The sequence below is a fragment of the Wolbachia endosymbiont of Leptopilina clavipes genome (genome assembly GCF_006334525.1).
Lineage (GTDB): Bacteria > Pseudomonadota > Alphaproteobacteria > Rickettsiales > Anaplasmataceae > Wolbachia.
This window is the reverse complement of sequence record NZ_QJHA01000032.1, coordinates 1-24,850: the sequence shown is the minus strand read 5'-3', so window position 1 is coordinate 24,850 and position 24,850 is coordinate 1. Positions and strand designations below refer to the sequence as shown.

The 24,850-nt window shown below is 34.0% G+C and carries 26 protein-coding genes, 1 tRNA gene and 6 pseudogenes; 21 read left to right on the top strand and 12 right to left on the bottom strand.

Annotated elements, in window-relative coordinates; translation table 11 throughout:
- A pseudogene (locus OUY_RS03615) lies at window positions 1-440 on the top strand (IS630 family transposase); the annotation flags it as partial.
- A 139-nt stretch (window positions 441-579) separates the two neighbouring features.
- Here OUY_RS03615 and OUY_RS03610 read toward each other — a convergent pair.
- Window positions 580-652: transfer RNA gene (locus OUY_RS03610), tRNA-Thr, on the bottom strand.
- Between the two features lie 128 nt (window positions 653-780).
- On the opposite strand from OUY_RS03610, the gene mutM reads away from it, so the two are divergent.
- Both mutM and pdxH read left to right on the top strand, forming a co-directional pair.
- Complete coding sequence (gene mutM / locus OUY_RS03605; RefSeq protein WP_139686715.1) at window positions 781-1,596, top strand: bifunctional DNA-formamidopyrimidine glycosylase/DNA-(apurinic or apyrimidinic site) lyase; 816 nt, start codon at window positions 781-783, stop codon at window positions 1,594-1,596.
- A 15-nt stretch (window positions 1,597-1,611) separates the two neighbouring features.
- Entirely contained in the window at window positions 1,612-2,205 is a 594-nt protein-coding gene (gene pdxH / locus OUY_RS03600) for a pyridoxamine 5'-phosphate oxidase (protein ID WP_139686714.1), read from the top strand.
- 107 nt (window positions 2,206-2,312) lie between these two features.
- On the opposite strand, the gene OUY_RS03595 is transcribed toward pdxH, so the two are convergent.
- The 4 genes from OUY_RS03595 to trmD all read right to left on the bottom strand — a co-directional run bounded on the left by OUY_RS03595 (window position 2,313) and on the right by trmD (window position 5,683).
- The gene (locus OUY_RS03595; protein WP_010403666.1) at window positions 2,313-3,110 is read right to left on the bottom strand and encodes a phosphoribosylformylglycinamidine synthase subunit PurQ; all 798 of its coding nucleotides are present in this window, start codon (window positions 3,108-3,110) and stop codon (window positions 2,313-2,315) included.
- Window positions 3,107-4,357: a PstA family ABC transporter permease gene (locus OUY_RS03590; protein ID WP_139686713.1), complete on the bottom strand. Its 1,251-nt coding sequence runs from the start codon at window positions 4,355-4,357 to the stop codon at window positions 3,107-3,109. Before OUY_RS03590 ends, OUY_RS03595 begins: the two co-directional genes overlap by 4 nt.
- 253 nt (window positions 4,358-4,610) lie before the next feature.
- A complete protein-coding gene (rplS, locus tag OUY_RS03585) occupies window positions 4,611-4,988 on the bottom strand; it encodes a 50S ribosomal protein L19 (protein WP_007302278.1) in 378 nt (125 codons plus the stop codon).
- Window positions 4,985-5,683 (bottom strand): tRNA (guanosine(37)-N1)-methyltransferase TrmD, encoded by a 699-nt coding sequence (trmD, locus tag OUY_RS03580; RefSeq protein ID WP_010403659.1) that lies wholly within the window; start codon window positions 5,681-5,683, stop codon window positions 4,985-4,987. Before trmD ends, rplS begins: the two co-directional genes overlap by 4 nt.
- Window positions 5,684-5,756: 73 nt before the next feature.
- Between trmD and purC the strand changes: the two genes are divergently transcribed.
- A complete protein-coding gene (purC, locus tag OUY_RS03575) occupies window positions 5,757-6,479 on the top strand; it encodes a phosphoribosylaminoimidazolesuccinocarboxamide synthase (RefSeq protein ID WP_139686712.1) in 723 nt (240 codons plus the stop codon).
- On the opposite strand, the gene purM is transcribed toward purC, so the two are convergent.
- Window positions 6,476-7,513 carry a phosphoribosylformylglycinamidine cyclo-ligase gene (gene purM / locus OUY_RS03570; protein WP_139686711.1) on the bottom strand — a complete coding sequence of 346 codons (1,038 nt, stop codon included), beginning with the start codon at window positions 7,511-7,513 and terminating at the stop codon, window positions 6,476-6,478. The two genes, purC and purM, sit on opposite strands and share 4 nt — an antisense overlap.
- 137 nt (window positions 7,514-7,650) lie before the next feature.
- Between purM and OUY_RS03565 the strand changes: the two genes are divergently transcribed.
- From OUY_RS03565 to virB9, 3 genes are all read left to right on the top strand, one after another.
- The gene (locus OUY_RS03565; protein ID WP_012481935.1) at window positions 7,651-7,926 is read left to right on the top strand and encodes a hypothetical protein; all 276 of its coding nucleotides are present in this window, start codon (window positions 7,651-7,653) and stop codon (window positions 7,924-7,926) included.
- The gene (locus OUY_RS03560; RefSeq protein ID WP_125855783.1) at window positions 7,911-8,276 is read left to right on the top strand and encodes a histidine phosphotransferase family protein; all 366 of its coding nucleotides are present in this window, start codon (window positions 7,911-7,913) and stop codon (window positions 8,274-8,276) included. The genes OUY_RS03565 and OUY_RS03560 overlap by 16 nt, the downstream gene beginning before the upstream one ends.
- A 545-nt stretch (window positions 8,277-8,821) precedes the next feature.
- On the top strand, window positions 8,822-9,607 hold the full coding sequence (gene virB9 / locus OUY_RS03555) for a P-type conjugative transfer protein VirB9 (protein ID WP_139686710.1): 786 nt from the start codon (window positions 8,822-8,824) through the stop codon (window positions 9,605-9,607).
- A gap of 7 nt (window positions 9,608-9,614) precedes the next feature.
- Here the strand turns inward: virB9 and OUY_RS03550 are convergent, their stop codons facing one another.
- Together OUY_RS03550 and mraY are read right to left on the bottom strand one after the other, a co-directional pair.
- Window positions 9,615-10,208 (bottom strand): ribonuclease HII, encoded by a 594-nt coding sequence (locus OUY_RS03550; RefSeq protein ID WP_010403632.1) that lies wholly within the window; start codon window positions 10,206-10,208, stop codon window positions 9,615-9,617.
- 5 nt (window positions 10,209-10,213) lie between these two features.
- Window positions 10,214-11,194: a phospho-N-acetylmuramoyl-pentapeptide-transferase gene (gene mraY / locus OUY_RS03545; protein ID WP_029237630.1), complete on the bottom strand. Its 981-nt coding sequence runs from the start codon at window positions 11,192-11,194 to the stop codon at window positions 10,214-10,216.
- Between the two features lie 157 nt (window positions 11,195-11,351).
- On the opposite strand from mraY, the gene OUY_RS03540 reads away from it, so the two are divergent.
- On the top strand, window positions 11,352-12,329 hold the full coding sequence (locus tag OUY_RS03540) for a hypothetical protein (protein WP_139686709.1): 978 nt from the start codon (window positions 11,352-11,354) through the stop codon (window positions 12,327-12,329).
- A 183-nt stretch (window positions 12,330-12,512) separates the two neighbouring features.
- On the top strand, window positions 12,513-13,076 hold the full coding sequence (locus tag OUY_RS03535; protein WP_139686708.1) for a DNA-3-methyladenine glycosylase: 564 nt from the start codon (window positions 12,513-12,515) through the stop codon (window positions 13,074-13,076).
- Between the two features lie 585 nt (window positions 13,077-13,661).
- Here the strand turns inward: OUY_RS03535 and OUY_RS03530 are convergent.
- Window positions 13,662-14,681 carry an Mrp/NBP35 family ATP-binding protein gene (locus OUY_RS03530; protein WP_139686707.1) on the bottom strand — a complete coding sequence of 340 codons (1,020 nt, stop codon included), beginning with the start codon at window positions 14,679-14,681 and terminating at the stop codon, window positions 13,662-13,664.
- A gap of 79 nt (window positions 14,682-14,760) precedes the next feature.
- On the opposite strand from OUY_RS03530, the gene OUY_RS03525 reads away from it, so the two are divergent.
- From OUY_RS03525 to OUY_RS06440, 4 genes and pseudogenes are all read left to right on the top strand, one after another.
- Complete coding sequence (locus OUY_RS03525) at window positions 14,761-14,997, top strand: hypothetical protein (protein ID WP_139686706.1); 237 nt, start codon at window positions 14,761-14,763, stop codon at window positions 14,995-14,997.
- A gap of 20 nt (window positions 14,998-15,017) precedes the next feature.
- Window positions 15,018-15,113, top strand: coding sequence for a hypothetical protein (locus OUY_RS06900; RefSeq protein WP_458695228.1), 96 nt, complete (start codon window positions 15,018-15,020; stop codon window positions 15,111-15,113).
- Window positions 15,103-15,222: pseudogene (locus OUY_RS06895) on the top strand (WD_0033/WD_0034 family tandem repeat-containing protein); the annotation flags it as partial. The gene OUY_RS06900 and the pseudogene OUY_RS06895, both read left to right, overlap by 11 nt.
- A 114-nt stretch (window positions 15,223-15,336) precedes the next feature.
- Window positions 15,337-15,621 (top strand): hypothetical protein, encoded by a 285-nt coding sequence (locus OUY_RS06440; RefSeq protein ID WP_246038676.1) that lies wholly within the window; start codon window positions 15,337-15,339, stop codon window positions 15,619-15,621.
- Between the two features lie 79 nt (window positions 15,622-15,700).
- Here OUY_RS06440 and OUY_RS03515 read toward each other — a convergent pair.
- Window positions 15,701-16,081 (bottom strand): annotated as a pseudogene (locus tag OUY_RS03515) (IS4-like element ISWosp8 family transposase); the annotation flags it as partial.
- Between the two features lie 504 nt (window positions 16,082-16,585).
- On the opposite strand from OUY_RS03515, the gene OUY_RS06675 reads away from it, so the two are divergent.
- From OUY_RS06675 to OUY_RS03505, 3 genes are read left to right on the top strand one after another with little or no spacing between them, the layout of a single operon-like run.
- Entirely contained in the window at window positions 16,586-16,717 is a 132-nt protein-coding gene (locus OUY_RS06675; RefSeq protein ID WP_281277883.1) for a hypothetical protein, read from the top strand.
- Window positions 16,718-16,744: 27 nt separating this feature from the next.
- Window positions 16,745-17,089 carry an ankyrin repeat domain-containing protein gene (locus OUY_RS03510; RefSeq protein ID WP_246038674.1) on the top strand — a complete coding sequence of 115 codons (345 nt, stop codon included), beginning with the start codon at window positions 16,745-16,747 and terminating at the stop codon, window positions 17,087-17,089.
- Between the two features lie 34 nt (window positions 17,090-17,123).
- Window positions 17,124-17,357: a hypothetical protein gene (locus OUY_RS03505; RefSeq protein WP_410543259.1), complete on the top strand. Its 234-nt coding sequence runs from the start codon at window positions 17,124-17,126 to the stop codon at window positions 17,355-17,357.
- Window positions 17,358-17,531: 174 nt separating this feature from the next.
- On the opposite strand, the gene tyrS is transcribed toward OUY_RS03505, so the two are convergent.
- Window positions 17,532-18,794, bottom strand: a complete 1,263-nt coding sequence (tyrS, locus tag OUY_RS03500; RefSeq protein ID WP_139686704.1) for a tyrosine--tRNA ligase — start codon at window positions 18,792-18,794, stop codon at window positions 17,532-17,534.
- Between the two features lie 229 nt (window positions 18,795-19,023).
- Here tyrS and OUY_RS06890 point away from each other — a divergent pair.
- The 4 genes and pseudogenes from OUY_RS06890 (at window position 19,024) to thyX (ending at window position 22,327) form a co-directional block, all read left to right on the top strand.
- Window positions 19,024-19,973 (top strand): annotated as a pseudogene (locus OUY_RS06890) (IS5 family transposase).
- 82 nt (window positions 19,974-20,055) lie between these two features.
- Window positions 20,056-20,193, top strand: a complete 138-nt coding sequence (locus OUY_RS05915; RefSeq protein WP_158307661.1) for a hypothetical protein — start codon at window positions 20,056-20,058, stop codon at window positions 20,191-20,193.
- 4 nt (window positions 20,194-20,197) lie between these two features.
- A complete protein-coding gene (gene murA / locus OUY_RS03485) occupies window positions 20,198-21,475 on the top strand; it encodes a UDP-N-acetylglucosamine 1-carboxyvinyltransferase (RefSeq protein ID WP_139686703.1) in 1,278 nt (425 codons plus the stop codon).
- 9 nt (window positions 21,476-21,484) lie between these two features.
- On the top strand, window positions 21,485-22,327 hold the full coding sequence (gene thyX / locus OUY_RS03480; RefSeq protein WP_139686702.1) for an FAD-dependent thymidylate synthase: 843 nt from the start codon (window positions 21,485-21,487) through the stop codon (window positions 22,325-22,327).
- A 267-nt stretch (window positions 22,328-22,594) separates the two neighbouring features.
- Here the strand turns inward: thyX and OUY_RS06885 are convergent.
- Window positions 22,595-23,510 (bottom strand): annotated as a pseudogene (locus OUY_RS06885) (IS5 family transposase).
- 736 nt (window positions 23,511-24,246) lie between these two features.
- On the opposite strand from OUY_RS06885, the pseudogene OUY_RS03465 reads away from it, so the two are divergent.
- Window positions 24,247-24,850, top strand: a pseudogene (locus OUY_RS03465) (helix-turn-helix domain-containing protein); the annotation flags it as partial.

Genomic DNA, 24,850 nt, shown 5'->3' with positions numbered 1-24,850 from the left:
AAAACTTAGTTTATATAGATGAGTCTGGCATTGATAACACTGAACCTATGGGTATTGCCAGAAAGGACAGCGGTTTTATGCCCTAAAATCTGGGAAGAAAACTCAACGAATTAGCATGGTTGCAGCCTTAAGTGGAAGAAAAATAATTGCTCCGTTAACCTTTGAAGACCACTGCAATATGGATATCTTTAATAAATGGTTTGAGCAGTTTCTGACACCGATTTTGGAACCTGGACAAACTGTTATCCTTGATAATGCTACTTTTCATAAGTCTAATAAGATTTGCTAAAGGAGTTGGCGCAGAAATTTTATATCTTCCTCCATATTCTCCAGATTTTAACAAAATTGAACATTATTGGTTTGCTATAAAAAACAGAACCAGGAAAAACATTCCTTTATTCAAATCTTTTCGTCATGCTGTCGATTCTTCTTTCTTATGACCTTTTTGGACTATTATGGGAAGGGCTATAATACTGAAAAAGCAGCTTAATGGTAGTGTATAAAAGGTATTTACTAGACGTTTTTCTATAATCTAATTAGCATCTAGAGGATTGACTTTATGAATATTGTCCTCTAAACTGCCGTTACCAAGATTCGAACTTGGGACCTCGTCATTACCAATGACGTACTCTACCACCTGAGCTACAACGGCAAGTTCACGTATTATGATAATGAATAACATGAAAAAAAATAAGGAAAAAGAAGAAGAGAGAAAAAGATTGGCAAAAGCTTTAAAGCAAAATATTCTAAAAAGAAAAAAACAGCAACAGAGTAGACAAGATGCCAGAACTCCCAGAAGTGGAAGTAATCTCTAACTTCTTATTTGATAAAATCAAAAATAAGAAAATAAGCAATGTGACAGTCAATAATTGTAATTTGCGTGTACCAATAACGAAGAATATTGATGATTTGCTAAAGGGCAAAGTTATAAATGATATCAAGCGTAGAGGTAAATATATAATCTCGAATATAGATGCTAGTATGGCTGTAATCATACACCTTGGCATGAGCGGAAAGCTTATATATGCTGAAGACAATCAAGCACAGAACAAACATGATCATGTGATATTCTTATTTTCTGACAACACTTCACTAATCTTTAATGACCCAAGAAGGTTTGGATTAGTGATTGTTTTAAACAGAGAGCAAGAACTAAATTTTTTTAATAACCTAGGAATAGAACCCCTCACAGATGAATTTGACGGACATTATTTACAGAAGTTGCTAAAGAACAGAAAAGCAAATATCAAATCAGTATTAATGAATAATAAGCTAATAGTTGGCGTAGGTAACATATATGCTTCTGAGAGCTTATTTAGAGCTCGCATATCACCACTTAGGCTAGCACAAGATTTAACATATATAGAGTGCGAAAAACTTGCTATCGAAATAAAAAATACTCTGAGTGATGCAATTGCTGTTGGTGGTTCAACACTGAAAGATTATGCACAACCATCTGGATCTGCTGGATACTTTCAAAATAACTTTTACGTATATGGTAAAGTGCAAAAACCTTGCAGAATCTGCAACAATATCATAACACTTATACGACAAAATGGTCGTAGCACTTATTTTTGCAATGCATGTCAGAATTAAATTTTATTTTTGAATATGACACTCTCACATGAAAAAGATCCTTTTGATTTGTTTTCAAAGTGGTATCAAGAAGTACTTAATTTTCCGTGTAAAGAGTCAACTGCAATGACGCTAGCAACGTGTAGCAAAGACTGCATTCCATCTGCAAGAGTGGTATTACTAAAGGAATATAGTAAAGAAGGTTTTGTGTTCTTTACTAACGTAAACAGTAGAAAAGGAAAAGAATTGACTGAGAATCCCAAAGCTGCACTCGTATTTCATTGGACAGAATTTTCTAGACAAGTACGAATTGAAGGAGAAGTTAGGCTTCTAAGCGGCAAAAAGGCTGACGAATATTTCTCCTCTCGAGCACGTGATAGTCAAATTAGCGCGTGGTGCTCAAAACAATCAAGAGTTCTGAAAAATTGGCAAGATTTTGAGCAGGCTATAGAATTGAAAGAGAAAGAATTTCACAATATACAAGTTTCTCGTCCTGACTTTTGGGTGGGATTTTGCGTAATCCCAAAGGTAATTGAATTTTGGCAAGAAGGTGAATATAGGAGACACACTAGATTTAGATATACTCTTGTTGAGAAAAGCAATTGGAAAGTGGAACAATTATATCCCTAACGTTAGAGAAAGCTACTCTGCAGATCAAAAATAAGGATTTATTGTCATAACAAGGAAAGTAACTTTTTATGGCTTAAAAACTTGTTGTATGTAACGTATTGTAATACTTACGCAAAATATTTTAGTGCATTCTCAAATATGAGCATTCCATCACCATATTTTGGCATAGCCACTCCTGAACGTTTACATTTTTCTTTTTCAAGAGGCCAGTTGTCCTGCTGAGTAAAAAATATTCCTCTCTCTGGGTGAGGCATTAAAGCTAAAACTCTACCACTTTTGTCTGACAAAGCTGCCAGGTCGTATATAGATCCGTTTGGATTGTAAGGAAATTGTAAATTTGCATAGTCACCATTTTCATCAACGTAACGCAGTGCAACGGAATTATTTTCAATCAATTGATTTAAAATATCTTGATCCATAAAAAACCTGCCTTCTCCATGAGCAACAGGAAGATATAGCTCACTCAGGCCCCGTAGCCAAACAGAACTACTCTGCGGATTAACTCTCACTCTAATCCAACGACATTGGTAATTACCTATATCATTAGAGGTTAAAGCTAGATTAGAGAATTCTGGAACTAATTTTACTAATATCTGGCAACCATTACATATCCCTATAATAAGCTTATCCTGAGATAAGAAATTTTGAAATTCGTCTAACAAGTTGTTTTTTATACGCAAAGCAAATGCATTACCAGCACCAGTATCATCACCATAGGAAAAACCTCCTGGAATTGCAAGTATATTGCTTAATTTCAGTTCACTTGGATTATCTATAATATCATTAATGTGAACGATTTTTACTTCAATATTATTAATACCAAGCTTTCTTCTGCATTCCATAAATGCAAATGCAGTTTCTTTTTCGCAATTTAAGCCATAACCAGATAGGATTGTAATTTTCATGAATCAAAAAACTCGAACTTTCTTTTTACAAAATTTGCTATTAAATTCAAAGCAAATAGCATTAACAATAAAGCTATAATTGCAATGGCAGCAAGCTCAATAAATGCAATTTCAGGACTACTTGACCATATGTATATTTGTACAGGTAAAACAGTTGCCGGATCGAAGAAGGATGTAGGTGTATCAGCAATAAATGCTACCATGCCTATCATAAGTAAAGGGGAAGATTCGCCTAAAATCCTTGCAATTGCAAGCACTGCACCATGTATTATCCGTGGCAACGCAATCGGTAAAGAGTGATCCAATATCACCTTGATGTGAGGTGCACCTAGCGCAAACGCTGCATCTTTTATTGCAATAGGAACGTTTGTAAAGGCATTTTTTGTTGCAATAATAATATTAGGCAGCATCATAAATGAAAGAGTCATCCCGCCAACAAGCGGTGAAGAACGGGGTAAACCAAATATGCCCAAGTAGAGAGTCAGTCCTACCACACCAAATATTATCGAAGGCACTGCAGCAAGGTTATTCATGCTAATTTCTACAATACTGGTTATTAGCCTATTTCTAGGCATAAATTCATAAAGACAGATACCTGACATAATTCCTATTGGCAATGCCAACGCTAAGCATACTATAATTGTCATTAACGAACCGATAAATGCCCCTAAAATCCCTGCATTCTCAGGCTCACGAGAATCAGACTTAAGAAACAGAGACTTATTAAAAAATTTTCTTACTCTTCCCTTCTCTTTTAACCAATCAAGTAATTTAGCATAATGATCATTCAAACATTTATTTTTATATAGTGAATTGATCACACTCGATGCGGTAAACCAAATCTCATATTCACCACTATTTTTTACTCTCTTAAGAAAAAACCTCTCTAGCTCCTTGTAAGAGTTGCGACTTAAAATTTCGTCACTGTCTTTAAAGTCAATTCCTTCAAACACTTTATGTAAAGAGTTATTGAGTAGGCTAATGGACTTATATCGTAAATCACTAGGATTATTAGTTAAAATAAGATCAGCATTTATTTCAACTGGCAATAAAATTTTCGTTACTGTTAAAGCGCTGTAAGAATTAACCAATATACTCAACAATATACACACAGGACAGCCAAGTGAGATAACTAGTGCCGCGAAAGAACAAAAGCGTAACGCTCTGTTCTTTTTATTTTTCCTTTTTATACGAGCATGTACACGCCTTGACTGAAGTAATTTAAGGAATTTTTTCTTTATACTCATTTACTTTTCTTTATATGAGGATTTAAAAAAACTTCCCCCTTTTTCCAGTGATTGACACTGAGATCTAGCAGGCTTTGCCTGCAAATAATTTTTATATTTTCCATGAAAGCACAAACCAAAAGGAGAATCTGGATCCCAGTTTCAAACATTGGGATGACACCACAGCGGTAGGCAAAGTACAGTTGTGCGTCACACATTGGGATAATAAGAGAGGGTTTTGAGATGATACAATTGATATCACTCCCTATTGTATCTACTTAGATTTTTTTTTAACATAAGTAGTACGTTCTTTGATCCTTGCAGCTTTCCCAAATAGCTTGCACAGGTAATATAATTTTGCTCTACGGACCTTTCCCTTTCTCATCACTTGTACTGAAATTAATGCAGGAGAGTAAACAAAAAATTGTGATACTATACTTTCTCCATGACTTACCTTTCTAACTGAAAAAGAAGAGTGTAATCCACGATTTCTTTTTGATATACATACGCCCTCAAATATCTGTATACGCTCACCCGTACTATCAACTACCTTAAAAGTGACCTTCAAATCATCGCCAGGACAAAAAGCTGGCATCTCTTTGGCTAACCTTTGTATTTGTTGTTCGTTAAATTTTTCAAGTAAGTTTGTCATTTATCATCTCCATTCAACAATTCAGGTCGACGTTCCTTTGTTCTAACATATGACTGTTCCCTTCTCCAATCACTTATTTTTCTGTGATTGCCAGACAACAGAACCTTAGGAACTTTGTACCTACTCCACTGCTCAGGCCTAGTATATTGAGGATATTCAAGCATACCACCACTATAACTAAAACTTTCTTCAGCAACGCTATCGAAATTATTTACTACACCTGGAAGAAGCCTAATACATGCATCAAGAACCACCATTGCAGCTGGCTCACCTCCAGAAAGTATATAATCTCCAATACTTAACTCATAAGGAGTATACACATCAATTACTCTTTGGTCAACACCTTCAAATCGACCACACAATATTGTTACATGAGGAATTTCTGTTAGCTCCTTTGCAATGCTCTGATTAAATTTTGTACCAGATGGAGTCATATAAATAAATCTAGTATTTTTATGAGCAGAAAGCACATTATCAACTGCATTGCCAATCACATCTGGGCGCATAACCATCCCCGCTCCACCTCCATATGGAACATCATCTATAGTTGAATGTTTATCTTTAGCAAAAGAACGAATATTTACTATTTCAAGATTCCATATTTTTTTTTCCAACGCTCTTCCAGCAAGAGAATAGTTCAAAAATCCAGGGAACATTTCTGGAAATATGGTTAATATTGTAACATTGAACGCCATTAAGGTTTATTTAAGTTATTTGGGACTATACTCTAAGAACAGTAAATTGATATGATACATAGTTAAATTAAATATGTCACTGAATAAAACGATATACGAAGGTAAAGCCAAAGTCATTATTGAAACTGAAGACTCATCAACTGTTATACAGTACTTTAAAGATGATGTTACAGCGTTCAACAAGAAAAAATATGAAATTATTGAGGGCAAAGGAATAATTAATAATCATGTTAGTGCTTTTATCATGGAAAAGCTTGAAGAAGCAGGAATTAGCACGCACTTTATAAACACTCTAAACGAAAGAGAACAGCTAGTCAAAAAACTCAAGATAATACCTCTTGAGATAGTGGTTAGAAACATTGCAGCTGGCAGCTTTTGCAAACGTTTTAATATCAAAGAAGGCGAGACACTTACATCTCCTATAATCGAGTTTTTTTACAAAAATGATGACCTAGCCGACCCAATGATGAATGAAAATCACATATTATATTTTGGTTGGTTATCCCATAAAGAAATGGAAGAAGTTAAAACTACAACTTTAAAGATCAACAAAATCTTAGTCGACCTATTTTCAAATGCAAATATATATTTAGTTGATCTCAAGTTAGAATTTGGCAAATTGATAAACAACAGCACTAAAATCATTTTAGCCGATGAAATCAGCCCTGATAATTGTAGGCTATGGGATAAAAATACGCATAAAAAGCTAGACAAAGATGTTTTCCGTTTAAATCTAGGAAACTTAAAGGAAGCATACTCAGAAGTTGCAAAAAGACTGTCAGTAAAGTTAGACTAACTAAATACTACTCTATCAAGTGGAGGGTTACATGCCTCATCAAGTTTTCCAATAATCTCAATTTTTTCTCCACGCTTTTGGAAATGGCTTTCCACATCCTTTATATTATCGGGATCTACAATCAGTACTATACCTATGCCGCAATTAAATGTTTTTAACATTTCTCTCTTTTCTATTTTGCCTTCTTCTTTCAGCCATAAAAATATATCTGGCCATTTCCAAGAATTAATATTTATGTCTACAAATAAATTTCCTGAGAGAATTCTTGGAATATTGTCTATTAACCCGCCACCTGTTATATGCGCAATGCCTTTTACCCTTGGCATAATAGGCAACAAAGAATCAACATATATCTTTGTTGGCTTAAGTAATATTTCACCCCAAGATTTATTATTCCATGGAGATATATCATTATAATTTATACCTAAGCTTTTAAAAATATGGCGCACCAAAGAAAATCCATTTGAGTGAATTCCATTTGATTCTAAACCAACTACACAGTCACCTGCTTTCATTATACTACAATTTGGAAGAATTTGCTTTCGATCAACAACACCAACCACAAACCCCGCAAGGTCATAGTGATTGTTACCATACATTCCAGGCATTTCTGCAGTTTCTCCACCAACTAATGCTATTTTAGATTCCTTGCACCCTTCTGCAATGCCCTGGATTACAGACAATAAAACGTTTTTGTTTAAAACGCCTGTTGCAAAGTAATCAAGGAAAAATAAAGGTGTTGCTCCTTGTGCAAGTAAATCATTTACACACATTGCAACTAAGTCTATACCTATAGTATCATGCTTATTCACCTCTTGAGCTATTAATAGTTTTGTGCCCACTCCATCAGTTGAGGAAACAAGTACTGGATGGTCGTATTTCTTACTCAGCGAAGAAAAGTCAAACAATGCAGAAAATGATCCTACTTCACTAATTACTTCTTCTCCTTTAGTCTTTTCAATAATAGGTTTAACTTTTTTTATTAGTTCATTATATAGTTTAAGGTCTATTCCAGATTTAGCATAAGTATTCATAACGCCTTCATAAATCTTATAATTATTAATACTACATTAATGCTTTGACACAAAAAGCGCAACGAAACTTTCTCTTAAATTGACTACTACATGCCTACCAATATAGGGTTAACTTAAATCATTTATACTTTTATCCAATGAATAAAAACATAATGTTAATAACAGAGTGCCTATCAGGACGAATTCTTCATGATTTTGCTAGTTCTATGCAAGGAATAGTGGGTGGATTGGAAGAGCTTGAAGAAAACAACCCTAATATGCAAAACGAAGCATTGTCATTGCTTAAAGAAAGCTCCGATGATTTAATATATAAATATAAAGTTATGAAGCAAGCGTATTCTCATTCATCAGATAATTGCAGCTTTGTTAAGACTAAATCCAATATAGAAAATTATTTATTAAAAAAAAAGTAAAGCTTCAGTGGAGAGTAAGTGAATGTCCTACAGAAAACTTAATTGAAAAAATAAATAAGATAATTTCCAATATGGTGATAACTATAATCAGTGCAGTGGCACAAATTGAATTAGTGTCTATTTTACTGACTAAAACAGAAGATAAAACACTACTCACTATAAAAGTAGTAAATGAACATAAATCAATAAGTACATTATTAGTGAGCAAATTAACAAAAAAAAATGATATTCGTTTGGATACAAAAGACATTATTATCTATATGACTTCTTTACTGTTAGAACAGTATAACACTAAAATCAATTGCACTTGTGAAAGTAATTCACTGAATATAGGCTTAACTATAACTTGAGATGGCTTCATATTTCATAAAAAGGAATCGATACTATAAATTTGAATCTTGGATAAGGAAAGGAAAAATTTTGTGGAGTAACCTAGACATAAAATCTGTAGTTAATTTGCAGGAAGTGTTAAATAAACCATACGCGTCAAGTTAAGGAAATATCGTGAAATATAGCAACATTTGAGATGGGCATTTTATTTGTTACATTTATTTTTTTAGGGAGTTCTTATCTAGAAGAAGATGATTTTTTCAGAAGAACCTATAAATTAATAACTTTATTACTTAATATATAAAATAGTTTTTTTTCGTTTCCTTTCTTCCTTATACCACTTTTCCTTAACTTGACGCGTATGGTTTATTTAACACTCCCTAATTTACCTCACAACTCATTTTAACATATATGAAAATAATGTTTAAAGAATTTTTTCCTGCTTTTTCCTGCAATAATGAATTATTATGAAGCTTGCATTTTCTGTCGCTTACTACTGGGATAGTTTGATAGTTGCAGTACATGTCTATCAATGATAAAATAAAGATCAGTTTATTTTGATACTATGATTAGGGTACTCTTTGTTGCACTATTATTTTTTTGTGGTGGTTATGCACTTGCAAAACAGGAACCAAGACCAATAGCTGGTGATAACCACATAAAGGTAATGAATTATAATCCACAGGCTATACATAAGTACACGGGCTTTTATGGTTATCAATCCAGCATATTGTTTGAGCCAGGGGAGGTAATAGAGAGTCTTTCAATGGGTGATGCAACCGGTTGGCAACTCCTTCCTCAAGGTAATAGATTATTTATTAAGCCTATAGATGATATTGCCGATACTAATGCAACTATAATTACCAATAAAAGAGTTTATTATTTCGAATTTCATGCTGAAGAAGCAAGCGGGCTAGATGATCCAAGGTTAGCATATGAAGTAAGGTTTCTTTATCCACTGTTCAACAGTGATGAAATTTATTCAACGAGTAACGGTGATATTCTAGAGCAAGCCAGTTATACCACTATCCCTGATATAAGTGATATTGAGGTTATAAAGAAAGGCTTGAATTTTAACTATTCCATCTCGCACGTTAAAGGCAGTCAATCAATAATACCAATTAAGGTTTTTGATGACGGAAAATTTACATATCTACAATTTAATAAAATAAACTCTGATTTCCCGGCAGTTTTTATGGTTGATTCTGCAGGATATGAGTCCTTGATAAATTTTCGTACAGTTGATGACTACCTGATAATTGAAAGAGTAAGCTCGGTATTTACCTTAAGAAACGGATCAAGTACAGTCTGCCTGTTTAATGAAAACATACCTTTCAAAAAAGGTAAGTGATTAAAGGCTATAGTATTCTTATAGGTGCAAAATTCTTTCTATGGTGCTTCGTAATTCCATGAAGGCCAATAGCGCTGAGGTGTTCTTTTGTTCCATATCCTTTATTTTTATACCAATTATATTGAGGATGTTTATTATGCAATTCTTCCATAAGCCGATCTCTTGTAACTTTTGCAACGATTGAAGCGGCTGCAATTGATATACTTAAACTATCACCATTCACTACAGACTTTGTTTGCCATTTCACTTCAAGTGGTTGGTTACCATCAACTAACACATAATCTAGTTCTAAATCTAAATTTACCAGCGCACGTTTCATTGAAAGCTTTGTTGCTTGCGAGATATTGTATGAGTCTATCTCCTCTACACTTGCCATTCCTATACCAAATTTTGCAACAGACGTTATTTTTTCGTATAGAACTTGCCTACACTTAGGGGTTAGCTTTTTTGAGTCGTTTATTCCATCAATAACCGTATCTCTATCAGTAAATATTACAGCTGCAGATATCACTGGACCGGCAAGCGGACCTCTTCCAACTTCATCTACTCCTGCTATAATTCCTGATAATGTATTTTCTAATGTGAAATCTGGATATTTCATAGTTCCTATAATAAGAAAGTTAAAGCAAAAATCGAACAAACGATAGAAATTATCCAAAATTTTATAACTATTGTATTTTCTGACCACCCTTTCTTTTCAAAGTGATGATGTATTGGTGTCATAAGGAAAATTCTTCTTCCTGCTCCATATCTAAATTTTGTATATTTAAAATATGATACCTGAATAATCACAGATAAAGTCTCTATTACAAAGATTATTCCAATAACGGCGAAAAGTATCTCTTTTTTAATTAGAACACTAGCGAGCCCTAAAGCTGCACCGATTGATAGGCTTCCAACATCACCCATAAATATTTTTGCTGGATGTGTGTTAAACCACAAGAAACTTAAAATAGCTCCTATAAATGCAATGCAGAATAAAGTAATGTTTACATCTGTCTGAGTGATGTATGCAACTAGTCCCAAAAAAGCAAAGGAAGTAATGGCTTGAGTTGCAGCAAGGCCATCTAGGCCATCTGTAAGATTCACAGCATTAGAAGAGCCGACAATTACAAATGCAGCAAACGGAAGATATAGATAGCCAAGGTCGATTGCTACTTCTCTAAATAGAGAAATTTTTGTAAAACCTTCAGCAGATTGTAGCTTAAGTATAAACATACAGACCAGAGTAACGACAAACTGAATAAGTATTTTGGTTTTTGCACTTAAACCTCGGTGGTGATTTGTCTTCAATTTTAAATAGTCATCAATAAATCCAAGTAGAGCAAAAAATAGAGTTATAAATACCAGCAATGAAATTTCTGGTGTTAATTGAGTCCAAAGCAGGATTGGTAATAAAGCAGAAGTTAGTATTATTATTCCACCCATAGGTGGTATATTCTTTTTTGTTATTAAATGACTTTCTGGTCCATATGATCTGATTGGTTGTCCATCTTTACTTATCTTTTTTAGAAGTTTTATAAAATAGGGAAAGAGAATAAACCCAAAAATAAATGAGATAAAAAACGTCTTTGTAGCTGAGATCACCTGCGTATTCAAAATTAACTAGATATTATACCAAAAGCTTTACCTAATCTCAATTTATACCTTTTTATCAGCTCATTTTATTTGGAGTAAATTTAGTTATTGATTAGTTATAGCAAAGTTTGCATGCTGATATTTAGTTAATGGTAAGAGGTGGCATATGTTAGATTATATTAAAAAGCTTTTGTGGGCTACTACAGTACCTGATAATGAGAGTAGAGTTAAAAATTCTTACACGCATATAGTAGAGAAACCTTCTTTTGGTGATGCAGCTTCAAAGTTGAGTAAGGAAGAAAGGTCAGAAGAGCATCTTGTTCTTCTAAAAGGTAAAGGCAATAGCTCTGGTACAACTGTAACAGAAGGATCGTCTAGTATTCAGAATGCAGTATCAGGCAAGAACAAGCGTGAATATATCAAATTAGACAGTGATGAAGAATGGGATAAATTCTTTGAGTTACAGAATGATCCAGACACTAATACTACAAACAAAGAACCTTTTTCTCCGAAGAAAGGAGAATCTCACTATCATGGTAAAGAGATTGTAGGCAAGATTGCTGACCAAATTAAGGCAGAGATATCGAAGGTATATACCATAGAGTCCATAATGATAAAAGAAGGCAAAAGGGAAGAGAATATTGTTTATCCTACCGTGAGAGTTGTGCTACATGCCAATAAAGAAGGAGTAGATATAGCTAAACTTCTAGGCGGTAGTATATGTAAAGAGTATGGTGTAAGAACAATTACATTTTGTCATCCTAATCAAGAAAAAAAGAGGGGGGCATCTTGCTATATTAATAATGATAGTGATAATGAGGAAAGAGTTTATGAAATAATTAGTGGGTTATATGAAATGACTTTAAAGTGGTATGTTGATGGAAGAGAATGCAAAGTTAAAGTTAACATTGATGGTAAGAATGGTGTAACTCTCCTTGAAGGCAACGGTGTTACTGCAGAGCAGTTGCGTGCAAATAAAGAAGTCAAAATAGGTAAGAGACGTGAGCCAAAATCTTTATATGAAGCGTTAGTACCGCAATTGCAACAAAAGAGCTCTGAATCAGTCAAGGTTTTACAGCAGCCTTCAACAGATGTAACAAATGTGACAACAACACCAACTTCTACTTCTCAGAGATGCTCTTGACTAAATAAATAAGAAAAAGCAAAAATAGTATAACTTGCTTACAAATGTAAGTATAGCTCTTCTTATAATAGTCCGAACGGAGGTAAAAACGTCTTTATAGCTATTATAAGCCAAGAGGCCAGCAGTATGTTATTATGACCTGTTCGGATTATTGTGAGAAGAGCTATAACTTGTACTTCTATGATGAATAACACAATATTACCAAGAAATTTCTATGAACGGCCAACTTTAACCGTAGCTGGGGAGCTGCTAGGAAAGACTCTGAAATTTTCTAATTTTAGTGGAATAATAACTGAAGTTGAAGCGTATATAGGAATGGATGACCCAGCTTGTCATGCAGCAAGAGGCTATACTAATCGAACCTCAGTAATGTTTGGTACGCCAGGGTTTTCGTACGTATATTTTATATATGGAATGTACTATTGTCTAAATATTGTAACAGAAGCAGAAGGATTCCCAGCAGCAGTGTTAATACGAGGATTAAAGCTCACTGAACCGCTTGAAGCAAATTTAGGCGGGCCAGGCATACTGTGCAAAAAATTAAACATTACAAAAGAACATAATAAACAAGACCTTACTATAAGTCATGAATTTTGTTTCTATGAATATCACCTCAAACCAGATTATGTGTGCACTCCAAGAATCGGAATTAGTAAAGGCAAGGAGAAATTTTGGCGATTTAAAAGTTGCGTTTTAGCAGAAATGCCTAAAATCACACTCAACAATAAATATAGACCTCCTGCATAAACTAGATAAAAAGGCAAATAGCCTTTTATGTTTACCAACAATAGACTTCTTGGATAACCTAAGGATATTTTTGATCTTCTATGGGGGAGTTGAACATTCCCTTTTTATAAAACTTTTGCATACTCCTATTTAACTTTAATAGCTCTTTATCTTTCTGAAATCTGGATGTTTTATCAATGCATCTTCTATTCAGCCGTTAGCAAGAACTTTCACTTATTCCATAGCTTTGCACTATATGGAAATATGTACGGTATTTACACAAATATTCGAGTGCTATTAATAAATATGCATTGTTTATTTGGTTTTCCTACTCTTGCCTTTTTCTTGGCCTCTTCCTCTATTAAAATTTCTATTATTTTTCCAATGTTTTTCTTTTTACTCCTCTTAGTCTTCGAAGCTTCTCTTCATCAAGTTTACTTACCTGCTCAAAATTTATACCTTCCCTAATATTGCTTCTACTACTTGTTTCTTAAGTTATCCAAGAAGTCTATTGTCTGTTCAGATACGAGGTAGCTGCTGCCATTTGAAATATTTTATTCACCTAAAATTACATTCTACCTATTTTAAAAGTAGTTTAAAAAAACTTTATAGACTGCATACAAAAGACCTAACATCTTTAGCAATGCCTTCATAAATCCTTACTAAATCCTCACTTAGTATTGAAGGATTTCCACAATCAGAAGCACTACATATTTGCGGATCTAGAGGAACTCTGCTCAAGAGTTTGACTCCCAGCTCTTCAGACATTTTTTTTGCACCACCTTTTCCAAATATGTGTATTTTTGAATTATCTTGAACAAAATAGCTCATATTTTCCACAATGCCGATAATTGGCACGCTGAGCTTTGTGAACATATCATAAATTTTTTGTGCATCGATTAAAGCAAGCTCCTGTGGAGTTGAAACTATTATTGCTCCAGTTAAACTAAAATTCTCCATCAGACTTAAATGTACATCGCCAGTGCCAGGCGGTGTATCAATGATTAAATATTCTATATCAGACCACCTTGTTCCCATTAGCAAATTGTAAAGTGCTTTTGTGATCATAGGTCCACGCCATATTACTGCGCGGTCCTTATCAATAAAATATCCAATTGAAATAGTATAGAGACCATGTTTCTCTATAGGCATTGCTTTACCACTCTGTATTTCTGGTTTTAATTTCTCAGTGCTCAACATTTTAGGAATCGAAGGACCATATATATCTGCATCAACTAGCGCAACTTTATGTTTTAATTCTGCTAACGAAAGAGCTAGATTTAGTGCAACTGTCGACTTACCCACACCTCCTTTACCAGAAGCAACGACAATTATATTTTTCACTCCTTCGATATGAAGTTTAGCTTTTTGTTGCCTAGCTTGTTTTTGACCAGTAGCAACTACAGTAACCTTTCCTACTCCCGGTATCGCCTTAACAGCTTGCTCACAATTTTTTCTTAATTCTTCATTTGGCTCAGTAACTTCAAGAGCAAAAGCAACATCTTTACCCTTAATAACAATTGAGGATACTACACCAACATTCTTACCACTTTTCTTCTCTATAACCTTTTTTAGGCTCTCTCTTACGATTTCCTCATTAACCTGTGTAAATTTTTTCCAGAACATATGATGAAATTTTTTCTATTGGTGTATACTAACATAGAATAATTAAACTGCACTGACTTTAAAGCGAGGTTACAAGAATATGCTAAATGATAACAACTTAACACAAGCACAACGAAATTTGCATTTTAAGTTGAAGAAGGTAATATCAAATGGTGAGGGAATTAGTAATATCTTGAAAGTAGCCTCAGAGAATGATTTACTAAAAGTTCTTACAATAGGATATACTACACGATTTCCAACAGATGGAGGATGCACTTTAATACTGCTTAGCCTAGCTATACATAGAGACAATAATGAATGTGTTAATTCTATTTAGAACAAGCTCAAAACAATGGTATACTACAAGATATTCTTACTACTGCAAATATTATAAACTATCAAAATGGTTTGATGTACACCCTTAACATCGCTTGGCTTTGCCATACATCATAATAAGGGAAGGTATATTAATGTTATTTTAACAAAAGCCCAAGAAAATAGTATATTACAAGATATTCTTGCTTCTAGAAATATTGTACAGTATTTAAATATTATAGCGTATACTTTAACGCCACTTAACTTTGCTATATATAAAGGCAATAACGAATGTATCACTATTTTAATACGAGTTCAAAATAGTGATACACTACGAAATATCCTTACTTCTAAAGATATTGTGCAGCTTCCAGGCGTGACGTATGTCATTAAACCATTTGCCTTTGCTATATATAAAGGTAATAATGAATGTATCAATTCTATTTTAATACGAGCTAAAAATAGTAGCATGCTACAAGATGCATTTACTGAAGTAAGTACTCTACTGTTTCCATATGGTAGATATACTTTGAATGCTTGTGAGCTAGCTGTAGTTGTTAATGAGAACAATGCTAGTATTAGGACTGCATTAGATAATGTATCTATTTCTTCTAGGTATGTTAGAGAAAATAGCAAAGTTACTTAATTTCTTAAGTAACTCTTTCTTGCAAGTACTACTTTTTTATGTATCTGTTCAGGCAATGGCGTTAACTTAAGAGAATAAATTAGCAAGCTCTCCTAAAGACATTATGGCGTTTAGGCTTATCTACTTTATTGCGGCTATACAATCTTCACGTTAACTTTAGTGCGTATTTTAAAAAGGGCTTGAAAGTTTTTGGTGCTAATAAGCACCTGATAAAGTTTCTGTCTCATTACACCAAATAAAACTGAAAAATTTAAACAATACTCAGCAATTTGATCTGGGTTCCAAGGCTCTTGTGCATCACACATATGAAGTATTGCACATTACCAAGTTTGCACAAAATTCTTATTTCTAAATTTATCCCAGAAAAATTCTCTAATTCTCCTTCTACTTTGAGTCGTTTATAGCACTCCTCTATGTGACACCTTAATAGATAAGCTTTACTGATATCTTCTTTATTGAAATAAAATAGAAACCAAAGGTCCTATTTTTCACAGTATTTTACTCCTTAACATCTTTCCTTAAGTTGACGCTATTGGGCTTTGTTGAATCGCTATCTACGATGGATAAAAGATAAAAATGTAGAATATCAATAGCTTATTATTCTAGCATTTATAGTAAGGACAGTCAGTAAATATCTAAATTTAAGTAAAAGAAGTTTTACTATCATTCACTAATCTAGCTAGAATTCAAGAATTTCAATGCTTTAGCTATTTTAAGTAGAATTAAATTTACTAGTACAAACAATAAATTACTATTCTTAAATTTGATCAGATTGATTGCAAAAAATAAGATTTTCAATAAGCTGCTTGTATAGTTAACCTTTCATAGATAGTGATGCAACAAAGCCCGCTGGAATCTAGTTCATATTATATATTTATCTGATAAGTTCCATGTATGTGTAATTTATTTAAATTGACTTCTTATCATATAATTAAATACATTATTGAAAATTAAAGGTAAGGTTATGGCAATGGAAATTTCAAATTGGCACGAATTATTGAGTTTAGTTAATGTTGACAAAGATTTAAGCAAAGATAACGTAATTGAAAAAATACAAAATGAGCTGAAAAGATATTCAAAGGAATATGAAGAGTGAGAAAAGTCTGGCTTTGATATAAATTATGTGTTTAAAGATGGTGAAAAAGTGACTCTTTTGCATTTAGCTGCTTCCTGTAACCTAGAAAATATAGTGAACGCTCTCATAGAAAAAGGTGCAAATGTTAATGAAAAAGGTGCAGGAGGAGAGACTCCTTTACATGAGACTACTCATCTTAAAAGTATAAACATAGCAAATGTTCTAATAAAAAAAGGTGCCGATGTTAATTCAGTAGATATGTTGGGAAATACTCCTTTACACTATCTTAATCGTTCAGCAATTAAGAAAGGGCAGATTGATGGTGGGGCAGCTACATTATTAGGTATAGCTCTTCTTATAATAGTCCGAACGGAGGTAAAAACGTCTTTATAGCTATTATAAGCCAAGAGGCCAGCAGTATGTTATTATGACCTGTTCGGATTATTGTGAGAAGAGCTATACTGCTATAGCAGTGGCACTTTTTGCAACTCGAACAGTGACAGCTGAGTTAATACCTATAGTTATAGCAGTGGCTGCAATTACAGCAGCAGCACTAACGGTTGGCAATGTAACATATAAACTGTTAAAGCCTAATACTAAAGTTGATGGAGTAGCAGTCTTAACAAATGTGCGTGAAGAAAGTGCTAGCATTACTTTATAATAAGGTTTCCTAGTGCTGAGATTCCAGATCAGATACTAAGTTGGTAAATACGAAAGCGCTTTACAATATTTTTGTGCGAAAGAAAGTGCCAGCTACTCGTATAATACCCATTTATTCTTGTAGTTGTCTTTTCCCGCCTACCTTATTTTACCACTCTGCTGAACAGATACAAATTCACTTTCTTACTTCACTCACTAAAATTTTAATATGGCGTTTCTTTCCTGCAGACAATTTTATGAATGACTGATCTTTGAAGCTCTCAGAATTTATTATATAGTTAACATCATTTATAGTATTATCATTAACTTTGCATCCATTGCCCTGTATTAAACGCTTTGCCGAACCTTTTGAAGGTTCAAAACCGGTGTCATGAAGCAAGTCTATCAGGAGTATGCCATTTACAACTTGTTCTCTTGTGATAGTGTAACCAGAAAGCAATGAACTGTCTTCATTTTCAAAAGCAGAGATTGCAGCAGATCGTGCAAGTTTCGCTTCTTTACAACCGTGACATATTTTTGTCACTTCTGTTGCCAAGACCTTTTTTGCTTCGTTTGTTTCTTGATCCTTCAAGGACTCTAGTTTTTTAATTTCATCAATTGATAAATCAGTGAAAAGTCTCAAAAAACGACCAACATCTTGATCATCAACATTGCGAAAATATTGCCAGTAGTCATAGGGCTTTAGCATGCTACCATCAAGCCATACTGCTCCACTTTCAGTTTTGCCCATCTTTTTTCCTTGTGCGTTTAATAAAAGAGGTGTGGTAAGACCAAACAGCTCAGGTAAATTTAACTTTTTGCCAAGTTCAATTCCGTTTACTATATTTCCCCATTGGTCTGACCCTCCAATCTGGAGACGACAGCCATACTTTTTATTCAACTCGACAAAATCATAGGCTTGTAACAACATGTAATTAAACTCGAGAAAGCTTAGATTTTGCTCCCTATCTAGCCTAATTTTCACACTATCAAAGCCTAACATGCGATTTACAGAAAAATGTGTCCCTATATCACGCAAAAAGTCTATATATTTTATGTTATCTAACCAATCTGCGTTGTTTACTATGATTGCACCAGTTTTTCCATAATCGAAAGATATCATCTTCTCGAGGGTTTTCTTTATACCAAGTATATTTTGATTGATATCTTCTATCGGCAAGACGCTTCTTGCTTTGTCTTTACCAGATGGGTCACCAATTTTTGTTGTGCCACCTCCAAGTAGAATTATTGGCTTATAACCGAATTTTTGTAGGTGACGGAGCATCATGATTTGAATGAGACTGCCAATATGCAAACTTGGTGCCGTACAATCAAACCCAATGTATGCAATTATATAATTATCTTGTGATAATAGCTGGTCTAACCTATCAATGTTTGTACATTGATATAGGTATCCTCTTTCTTGAATGAAGTTTAAAAACTCGGATTTATGTTTCATAATATGTTTTTTGTGTGTAAACGGTGTTGTTAACGATGGCGTCATTCCAGTGCTTGACGCTGGAATCCAGTTTATTATGAAATTTCATCAAAAATGTTGTATAGTGTGCTCGTTTATGATTAAGTTTTCTAGATTCCAGCGGGCTTTGTTGCATAGGTCAAATAAAAAGAACTGGCAGTTACTGACAAAATTCACTATAAGACAAGCATTTAACCTACTAAAGAAAAATATGCCACAAAAAATGAGAGTCAGTAACTGCCATGAATATAACAAATTTCTCCAAGAGAGGGGAAATATTTTTTATTACGTCAATGATGCCATAGAAAATTGGTACGAAAAAGGTCCAAAAATGGCTGGTGGCAACTATATTTATAGCGATAAGGTCGTGATTCTGGTTCACATAATAACTTATTTATTTAGAATAGGTCTGAGACAAACAGCGGGATTTATAGCAGGGTACCTTGAGCAAGTAAGGAAAAACTTGCAAGTTATTAGCTATTCCCAGGCCTCAAGAAGGCTTAAAAAAACTTAACATCAAAATTAATGATCGAAGACATGATAAAAATAATACAGAAGATATTGAGATTGCCATAGATAGTACTGATCTACAATAATATTCCAGGTCATAGCAAGGCAAATGGTACAGATAGAAAGTATCGCCGCTATGAGCAAACAAGAAAACTGCATGTAATGCTAGAGATAGGTAGCAAAAAAGTTATAGCAGCAAAATACAGTGGCGGAGTTTATTCTGACCACTATGGAGCATGTGATCTTATTGCAAGGATTGATGTTAAATATAATATAAGCACACTATATGCAGACAGGGCATATAATCGAAAGAAGTTATACAAACTGTGCGATGAGCTTGACATAAAGACAAGGATTCCTCCGCAAAATAATGCAGTAGAGCATCCAAAGTTGGATTATATGGATGAGAGAAATTCTACAATCAAGCTCATAAAGTCATATGATGAAGATGGTATGAAGAGGTGGAAAAAAGAGATAAATTATGGGAAGAGATCTTATATAGAAAGTTTTTTCTTGCGACTGAAGCAAACATTTGGTTTTAGTTTTAGAAACAAATCTGAGGTTAATCGTGAGAGAGAACTGCTACTCAAGTGTTATTTGCTTAACAAATTTACTGATATAGGCATGGCTAAATTTGAGATAGCTTCATGAATTTATTCCACGTTACCTATTATCCGAAGAGTGATGCAACAAAGCCCACTGGAATCCAGTTAAATTGGTCAGCATAAAAGTAATGTTGAAATATAACATTTTGATGATGATGAAGAAATGGATCCCAGTGTCAGCTACTCGAATGACAGAAGAAGAAAAAGCAAAATTTTGCCTTTTACCGCTAACCTATTATACTTACTTGATAAGTTCTATCGCTTGATTAAATGCATAAAATATTAGTAAGAAGTAACCATAAGTCCTTGATTGGAAAAATCAAGATTAATGGTTCAAAGAATGCCGTCTTGCCAATAATGGCGGCAAGCTTGTTCAGTAATTCTTCAATAACTTTGCATAACGTACCTGATTTAATTGACGTGCATTTGATGTCTGAGATGCTTAAGAGTCTTGGTGCAGAAGTAAATTTTATATGCAATAAAGACTATAAAGCAAATCATACTTTGGAAATTGACTGTAGCAATATCAATAACCATTTAATATCACATGAAATTGCAAGCAGACTGCGAGCATCTTTTTTAATGCTAGGTCCAATGCTCAGCAGATTTGGTAGAGTTTCAACAGTATTTCCTGGTGGATGTAATATTGGAAAACGTCCTGTTGACATTCATATCAAGGCACTTGAAGCAATGGGAGCTAAAATTGAAATTGATAGCTGTAATATAACTGCAACAACAAAGGGGAAATTGCAAGGCAAAGAAATAACATTTGAAAAAGTAAGTGTTGGCGCAACAGAAAACATAATCATGGCAGCAACACTTGCAGAAGGAGTAACAACAATAAACAATGCCGCAACGGAGCCGGAAGTTCTTGATTTAATAGAGTTTCTAAAAAAAATGGGTGCCAATATTGAAGTTAACAACACAAAAATCACAATAGAAGGCGTTGATGAATTAAACGGATGTGTCCACACAATCATACCAGATCGGATAGAGGCCGGTACTTATGCTTTGGCTGCTGTCATTACCGACGGCGAGCTAAAGTTAGAAGGAGTAAGTTTGTCTGATATAGAATGTATTGCAAATAAATTGAAGACTATAGGAGCCAGAGTTGAGTTACATGATGATGGTATTATTATTTCTAGAAAAAATGGCTCTATTAAATCTGCTCACGTTGCAACAAATCCATATCCCAACTTTCCCAGTGATATGCAACCACAACTAATGTCTGCTATGTCAATTGCAGGTGGAATATCAATCATTGAAGAGAACGTTTTTGAAAGTAGATTTGCACATGCAAATGAGCTAAGAAAATTAGGTGCTAATATCAGCATCGAAAAAAATAAAGCTACTATAAGTGGAATAAAGAGCTTATCTGGAGCTAATCTATATGCTAATGACTTAAGATCAACGGCAGCTTTGGTGCTTGCTTCTTTGGTGGCTAGAGGAGAAACTACAATAAACAACTCACATCATTTATGGAGAGGATATGAGGCAATGCACGAAAAACTCAATTCATGTGGAGCTGATATCTCTGTTTCATCTTGAGAATATATTATGAATGAGACAACTAAGCGAACTACAGTAAAAGAGATAGATAAAATTCTATACGAAGAACATAAGGTGTTAGATCATGGATTTGTTCGAGTAATTGATTATATGGGCTCTGATAGCGCCATAGTTCAAGCTGCTCGCGTTTCTTATGGAAAAGGAACGAAACAGATAAATCAAGATGAAGCGCTTATAAAATACTTGATGAGACATCATCATACAACTCCATTTGAAATGTGTGAAATTAAGTTTCACGTGAAACTTCCAATTTTTATTGCAAGACAGTGGATAAGACACAGAACTGCAAATGTGAATGAATATTCTGGAAGGTATTCGATACTTGATAATGAATTTTATATACCAGAACAGGTTGCAAAACAATCTGATAATAATAAACAAGGCAGCGGTGAAGCTTTTGACTCAAGTACTTCAAAAGAAATAATAGATTCTCTAATAAATGATTCTAATTTAGTATATTCTCATTATGAGAAATTTATTGAACAGGGCCTTGCAAGGGAAATTGCCCGAACTAATCTAACACTTAATTGCTATACTCAGTTTTATTGGAAAATAGATTTACATAACCTTTTTCACTTTTTAAGGCTTAGAGCTGATCAGCACGCCCAATATGAAATTAGAGTCTATGCAGAAGTTATGTTGGACATAGTGAAGAAATGGGTCCCGCTGGCCTATAATGCTTTTGTTGAATACTCGCTAAAATCAGCCTGCATTTCAAAAACTGGTCTTGAAATAATTCGCAAGCTAATAAAAGGAGAAAATGTTACGAGAGAAGAAAGTGGCATTGGTAAAAGAGAATGGAATGAGCTGATGTCTATACTTGGTAAATAATCTTGAAGATAAATATATAGTTGTTATTTACATAGCGTTTGCAGGATAGATGTACAAAACCCAAACCAGTCACAGCTGTACGAACATTTTGGTAATTTGCATAGCAGATGATGTCATTCCAGTGCTTGACACTGGAATCTAGTTTCACCTTATGATGGTGTTATTCAAGTAGCCTCTATCCAAGTGCCCCTTTGGTGTCATCAGAGTAGCTGACACTGGGATGGCTTTGTTGCATAGCACCTTAAGCAGTGATGGTTTACGACAAATTTATGTAATGATTTCAAATTTAGCCATACCAATACCAGTGAATTTGTTGAGCAAATAGCACTTAATTAGTAATTCTTTTTCACGATTTACTTCAGATTTATTCCTAAACAAATACTTGCTTCAACCTTGAGAAAAATCCTTCTATGTAAGATCTTTTCCCATAATTTACTTCTTTTTTCCATTCTTTCATGCCATCTTCACCGTATAATTTTATTAACCTAATAGCAGCATTCCTGTCAGACATATAATCTATTTTTGAATGTTCTGCTGCATCCTTTTTTGGTAGAACTTTTGTTTTTATATCGTATTTCTTACACAATTTATAAAGTTTTTGCCTATCGTATGCCCTATCTGCATATAATGCTTTTATTTTGTGCTGAAAATTAACTTCTTCAAGCAAATCGCAAGTGGTCAGAGTAGACGCCATTACTGTATCTTGCAGCTATAGCTTTTTTACTATTCACACTTAACATAACATGTAACTTTCTTACTTGCTCGTAGCTTCGGTACTTTCTATCTGCACTGTTTTCCTTACTGTGGCCAGGAGTGTTACTGTAAATTTGTGCTATCTATGATAATTTCAATATTTTCCATGTTGCTTTTATCAATCCTGCAATCATTTATCTTAATATTAAGTTTTTTTTGATGCTTGTGAATAGCTGCAAATCTCTTCCTATTTGTTGCACATACCCTTTTATAAACCCGACTGTTTGTCTTAAACCAATTCTAAAGAAACTGACGATTATATGCACTAAAATCACAACTTTATCACTATAAATATAGTTGCCGCCCTGCATTTTTGACAATTCTCGTACCAATTTTCTATGGCGTCATTGATATAACAAAAAATGCTTCCTCTTTCTTGGAGAAATTTGTTATATTCATTGCAGTTACTGACTCTCATTTTTTGTGGCATATTTTTTCTTCAACAGTTAAATGGCTATTTATAATGAATTTTGTCAGTAACTGCCAGTTCTTTTCACTTGAGCGATGCAACAAAGCCAACTGGGATCCAACTAAGTTGGTAAACACTTTACAACGTTTTTTGCACAAAAGGACTGGATTCTAGCGTCACGCGCTAGAATGACATCAACTTTTGAATTCCAGTTATGCAAGAAATCTATTCATTTGAAACTTGTTTGAGAAACGTAGCTATAAAAACCGCAGGTACCAGTTGTTTTTTATTAGCTAAAGTAAAGGTCAAATATCTGGAATTCTGGACATAAAATCCCCCTGTAAAAAAGATTAAAAAAAATGCAGCGCACATATGACAAAAATTAAGTATACACTGAAGAGGATACGCTACATTTTTTTATGAGTTTAATAAAAAAGGTCTGCAGACAAAGATAGATTTTTGAGCTCTAAAAATATCTATAATTGTAATTATAATTGGATTCAAAATACGCGGAAGTAATTTTTTGTGTCCGCTTAGCAGGGTGGCAAAATAAGATAGACAGATACATTTTTACATCAAAATGCTCCCCAAATGCATCAATTCTATTTTTTCATGTTGTTTCCATCAACTTGTTCAGAATTTGACTCCTTCACTGTAGAACTTGGCTTCATTTCTTTATCTGTAATAGTCTAGACTTGATCTGACAAGCAAACAAAGTAAGATAAAAATATAGACAAGTTTTAAAGGAGTGTCAGATATGAATACAACACAAGAAAAAATACTAAAACCAAAGTTGGGATTGCTAGAACTTGCAAAGCAATTAGGAAATGTATCACAGGCGTGTAAAGTAATGGGATATTCAAGGGATACATTTACCGCTTCAAAGAACTGTATGAAACAGGAGGAGAAGAGGCTTTACACGAGATAAGCAAAAGCAAGCCATTGTATGCAAATAGAGTGTCGGAGGATATAGAAAAAGCAGTAGTTGAAATAGCAATAGAGTTTCCAGCATACGGACAAGAAAGAGCAGCAAACGAACTGAAAAAGAGAGGAATTCTCATCTCTGCAAGTGGAATAAGATCAGTGTGGCAAAGAAACGATCTTGAAAATTTTAAAAAGAGGTTAAAGGCATTAGAAGCAAAAGTAGCTCAGGATGGTATCATTTTAACAGAAGAACAGATAACAGCTCTAGAAAAGGCTAAGGAAGAAAAAGAGGCCCATGGAGAAATTGAAACAGAGCATCCAGGATACTTAGGTAGCCAAGACAGTTATTATGTTGGTAATATCAAAGGTATTGGACGAATTTACCAGCAAACCTTTGTTGATACCTATTCCAGAGTTGCTTTTGCTAAGCTTTACAC

Coding starts and splice junctions, on each gene's coding strand:
- mutM (WP_139686715.1), top strand. CDS start 781: ATGCCAGAACTCCCAGAAGTGGAAGTAATCTCTAACTTCTTATTTGAT.
- pdxH (WP_139686714.1), top strand. CDS start 1,612: ATGACACTCTCACATGAAAAAGATCCTTTTGATTTGTTTTCAAAGTGG.
- OUY_RS03595 (WP_010403666.1), bottom strand. CDS start 3,110: ATGAAAATTACAATCCTATCTGGTTATGGCTTAAATTGCGAAAAAGAA.
- OUY_RS03590 (WP_139686713.1), bottom strand. CDS start 4,357: ATGAGTATAAAGAAAAAATTCCTTAAATTACTTCAGTCAAGGCGTGTA.
- rplS (WP_007302278.1), bottom strand. CDS start 4,988: ATGACAAACTTACTTGAAAAATTTAACGAACAACAAATACAAAGGTTA.
- trmD (WP_010403659.1), bottom strand. CDS start 5,683: ATGGCGTTCAATGTTACAATATTAACCATATTTCCAGAAATGTTCCCT.
- purC (WP_139686712.1), top strand. CDS start 5,757: ATGTCACTGAATAAAACGATATACGAAGGTAAAGCCAAAGTCATTATT.
- purM (WP_139686711.1), bottom strand. CDS start 7,513: ATGAATACTTATGCTAAATCTGGAATAGACCTTAAACTATATAATGAA.
- OUY_RS03565 (WP_012481935.1), top strand. CDS start 7,651: ATGAATAAAAACATAATGTTAATAACAGAGTGCCTATCAGGACGAATT.
- virB9 (WP_139686710.1), top strand. CDS start 8,822: ATGATTAGGGTACTCTTTGTTGCACTATTATTTTTTTGTGGTGGTTAT.
- OUY_RS03550 (WP_010403632.1), bottom strand. CDS start 10,208: ATGAAATATCCAGATTTCACATTAGAAAATACATTATCAGGAATTATA.
- OUY_RS03540 (WP_139686709.1), top strand. CDS start 11,352: ATGTTAGATTATATTAAAAAGCTTTTGTGGGCTACTACAGTACCTGAT.
- OUY_RS03535 (WP_139686708.1), top strand. CDS start 12,513: ATGAATAACACAATATTACCAAGAAATTTCTATGAACGGCCAACTTTA.
- OUY_RS03530 (WP_139686707.1), bottom strand. CDS start 14,681: ATGTTCTGGAAAAAATTTACACAGGTTAATGAGGAAATCGTAAGAGAG.
- OUY_RS03525 (WP_139686706.1), top strand. CDS start 14,761: ATGCTAAATGATAACAACTTAACACAAGCACAACGAAATTTGCATTTT.
- OUY_RS06675 (WP_281277883.1), top strand. CDS start 16,586: ATGGCAATGGAAATTTCAAATTGGCACGAATTATTGAGTTTAGTTAAT.
- OUY_RS03505 (WP_410543259.1), top strand. CDS start 17,124: ATGACCTGTTCGGATTATTGTGAGAAGAGCTATACTGCTATAGCAGTG.
- tyrS (WP_139686704.1), bottom strand. CDS start 18,794: ATGAAACATAAATCCGAGTTTTTAAACTTCATTCAAGAAAGAGGATAC.
- OUY_RS05915 (WP_158307661.1), top strand. CDS start 20,056: ATGTTGAAATATAACATTTTGATGATGATGAAGAAATGGATCCCAGTG.
- murA (WP_139686703.1), top strand. CDS start 20,198: ATGCATAAAATATTAGTAAGAAGTAACCATAAGTCCTTGATTGGAAAA.
- thyX (WP_139686702.1), top strand. CDS start 21,485: ATGAATGAGACAACTAAGCGAACTACAGTAAAAGAGATAGATAAAATT.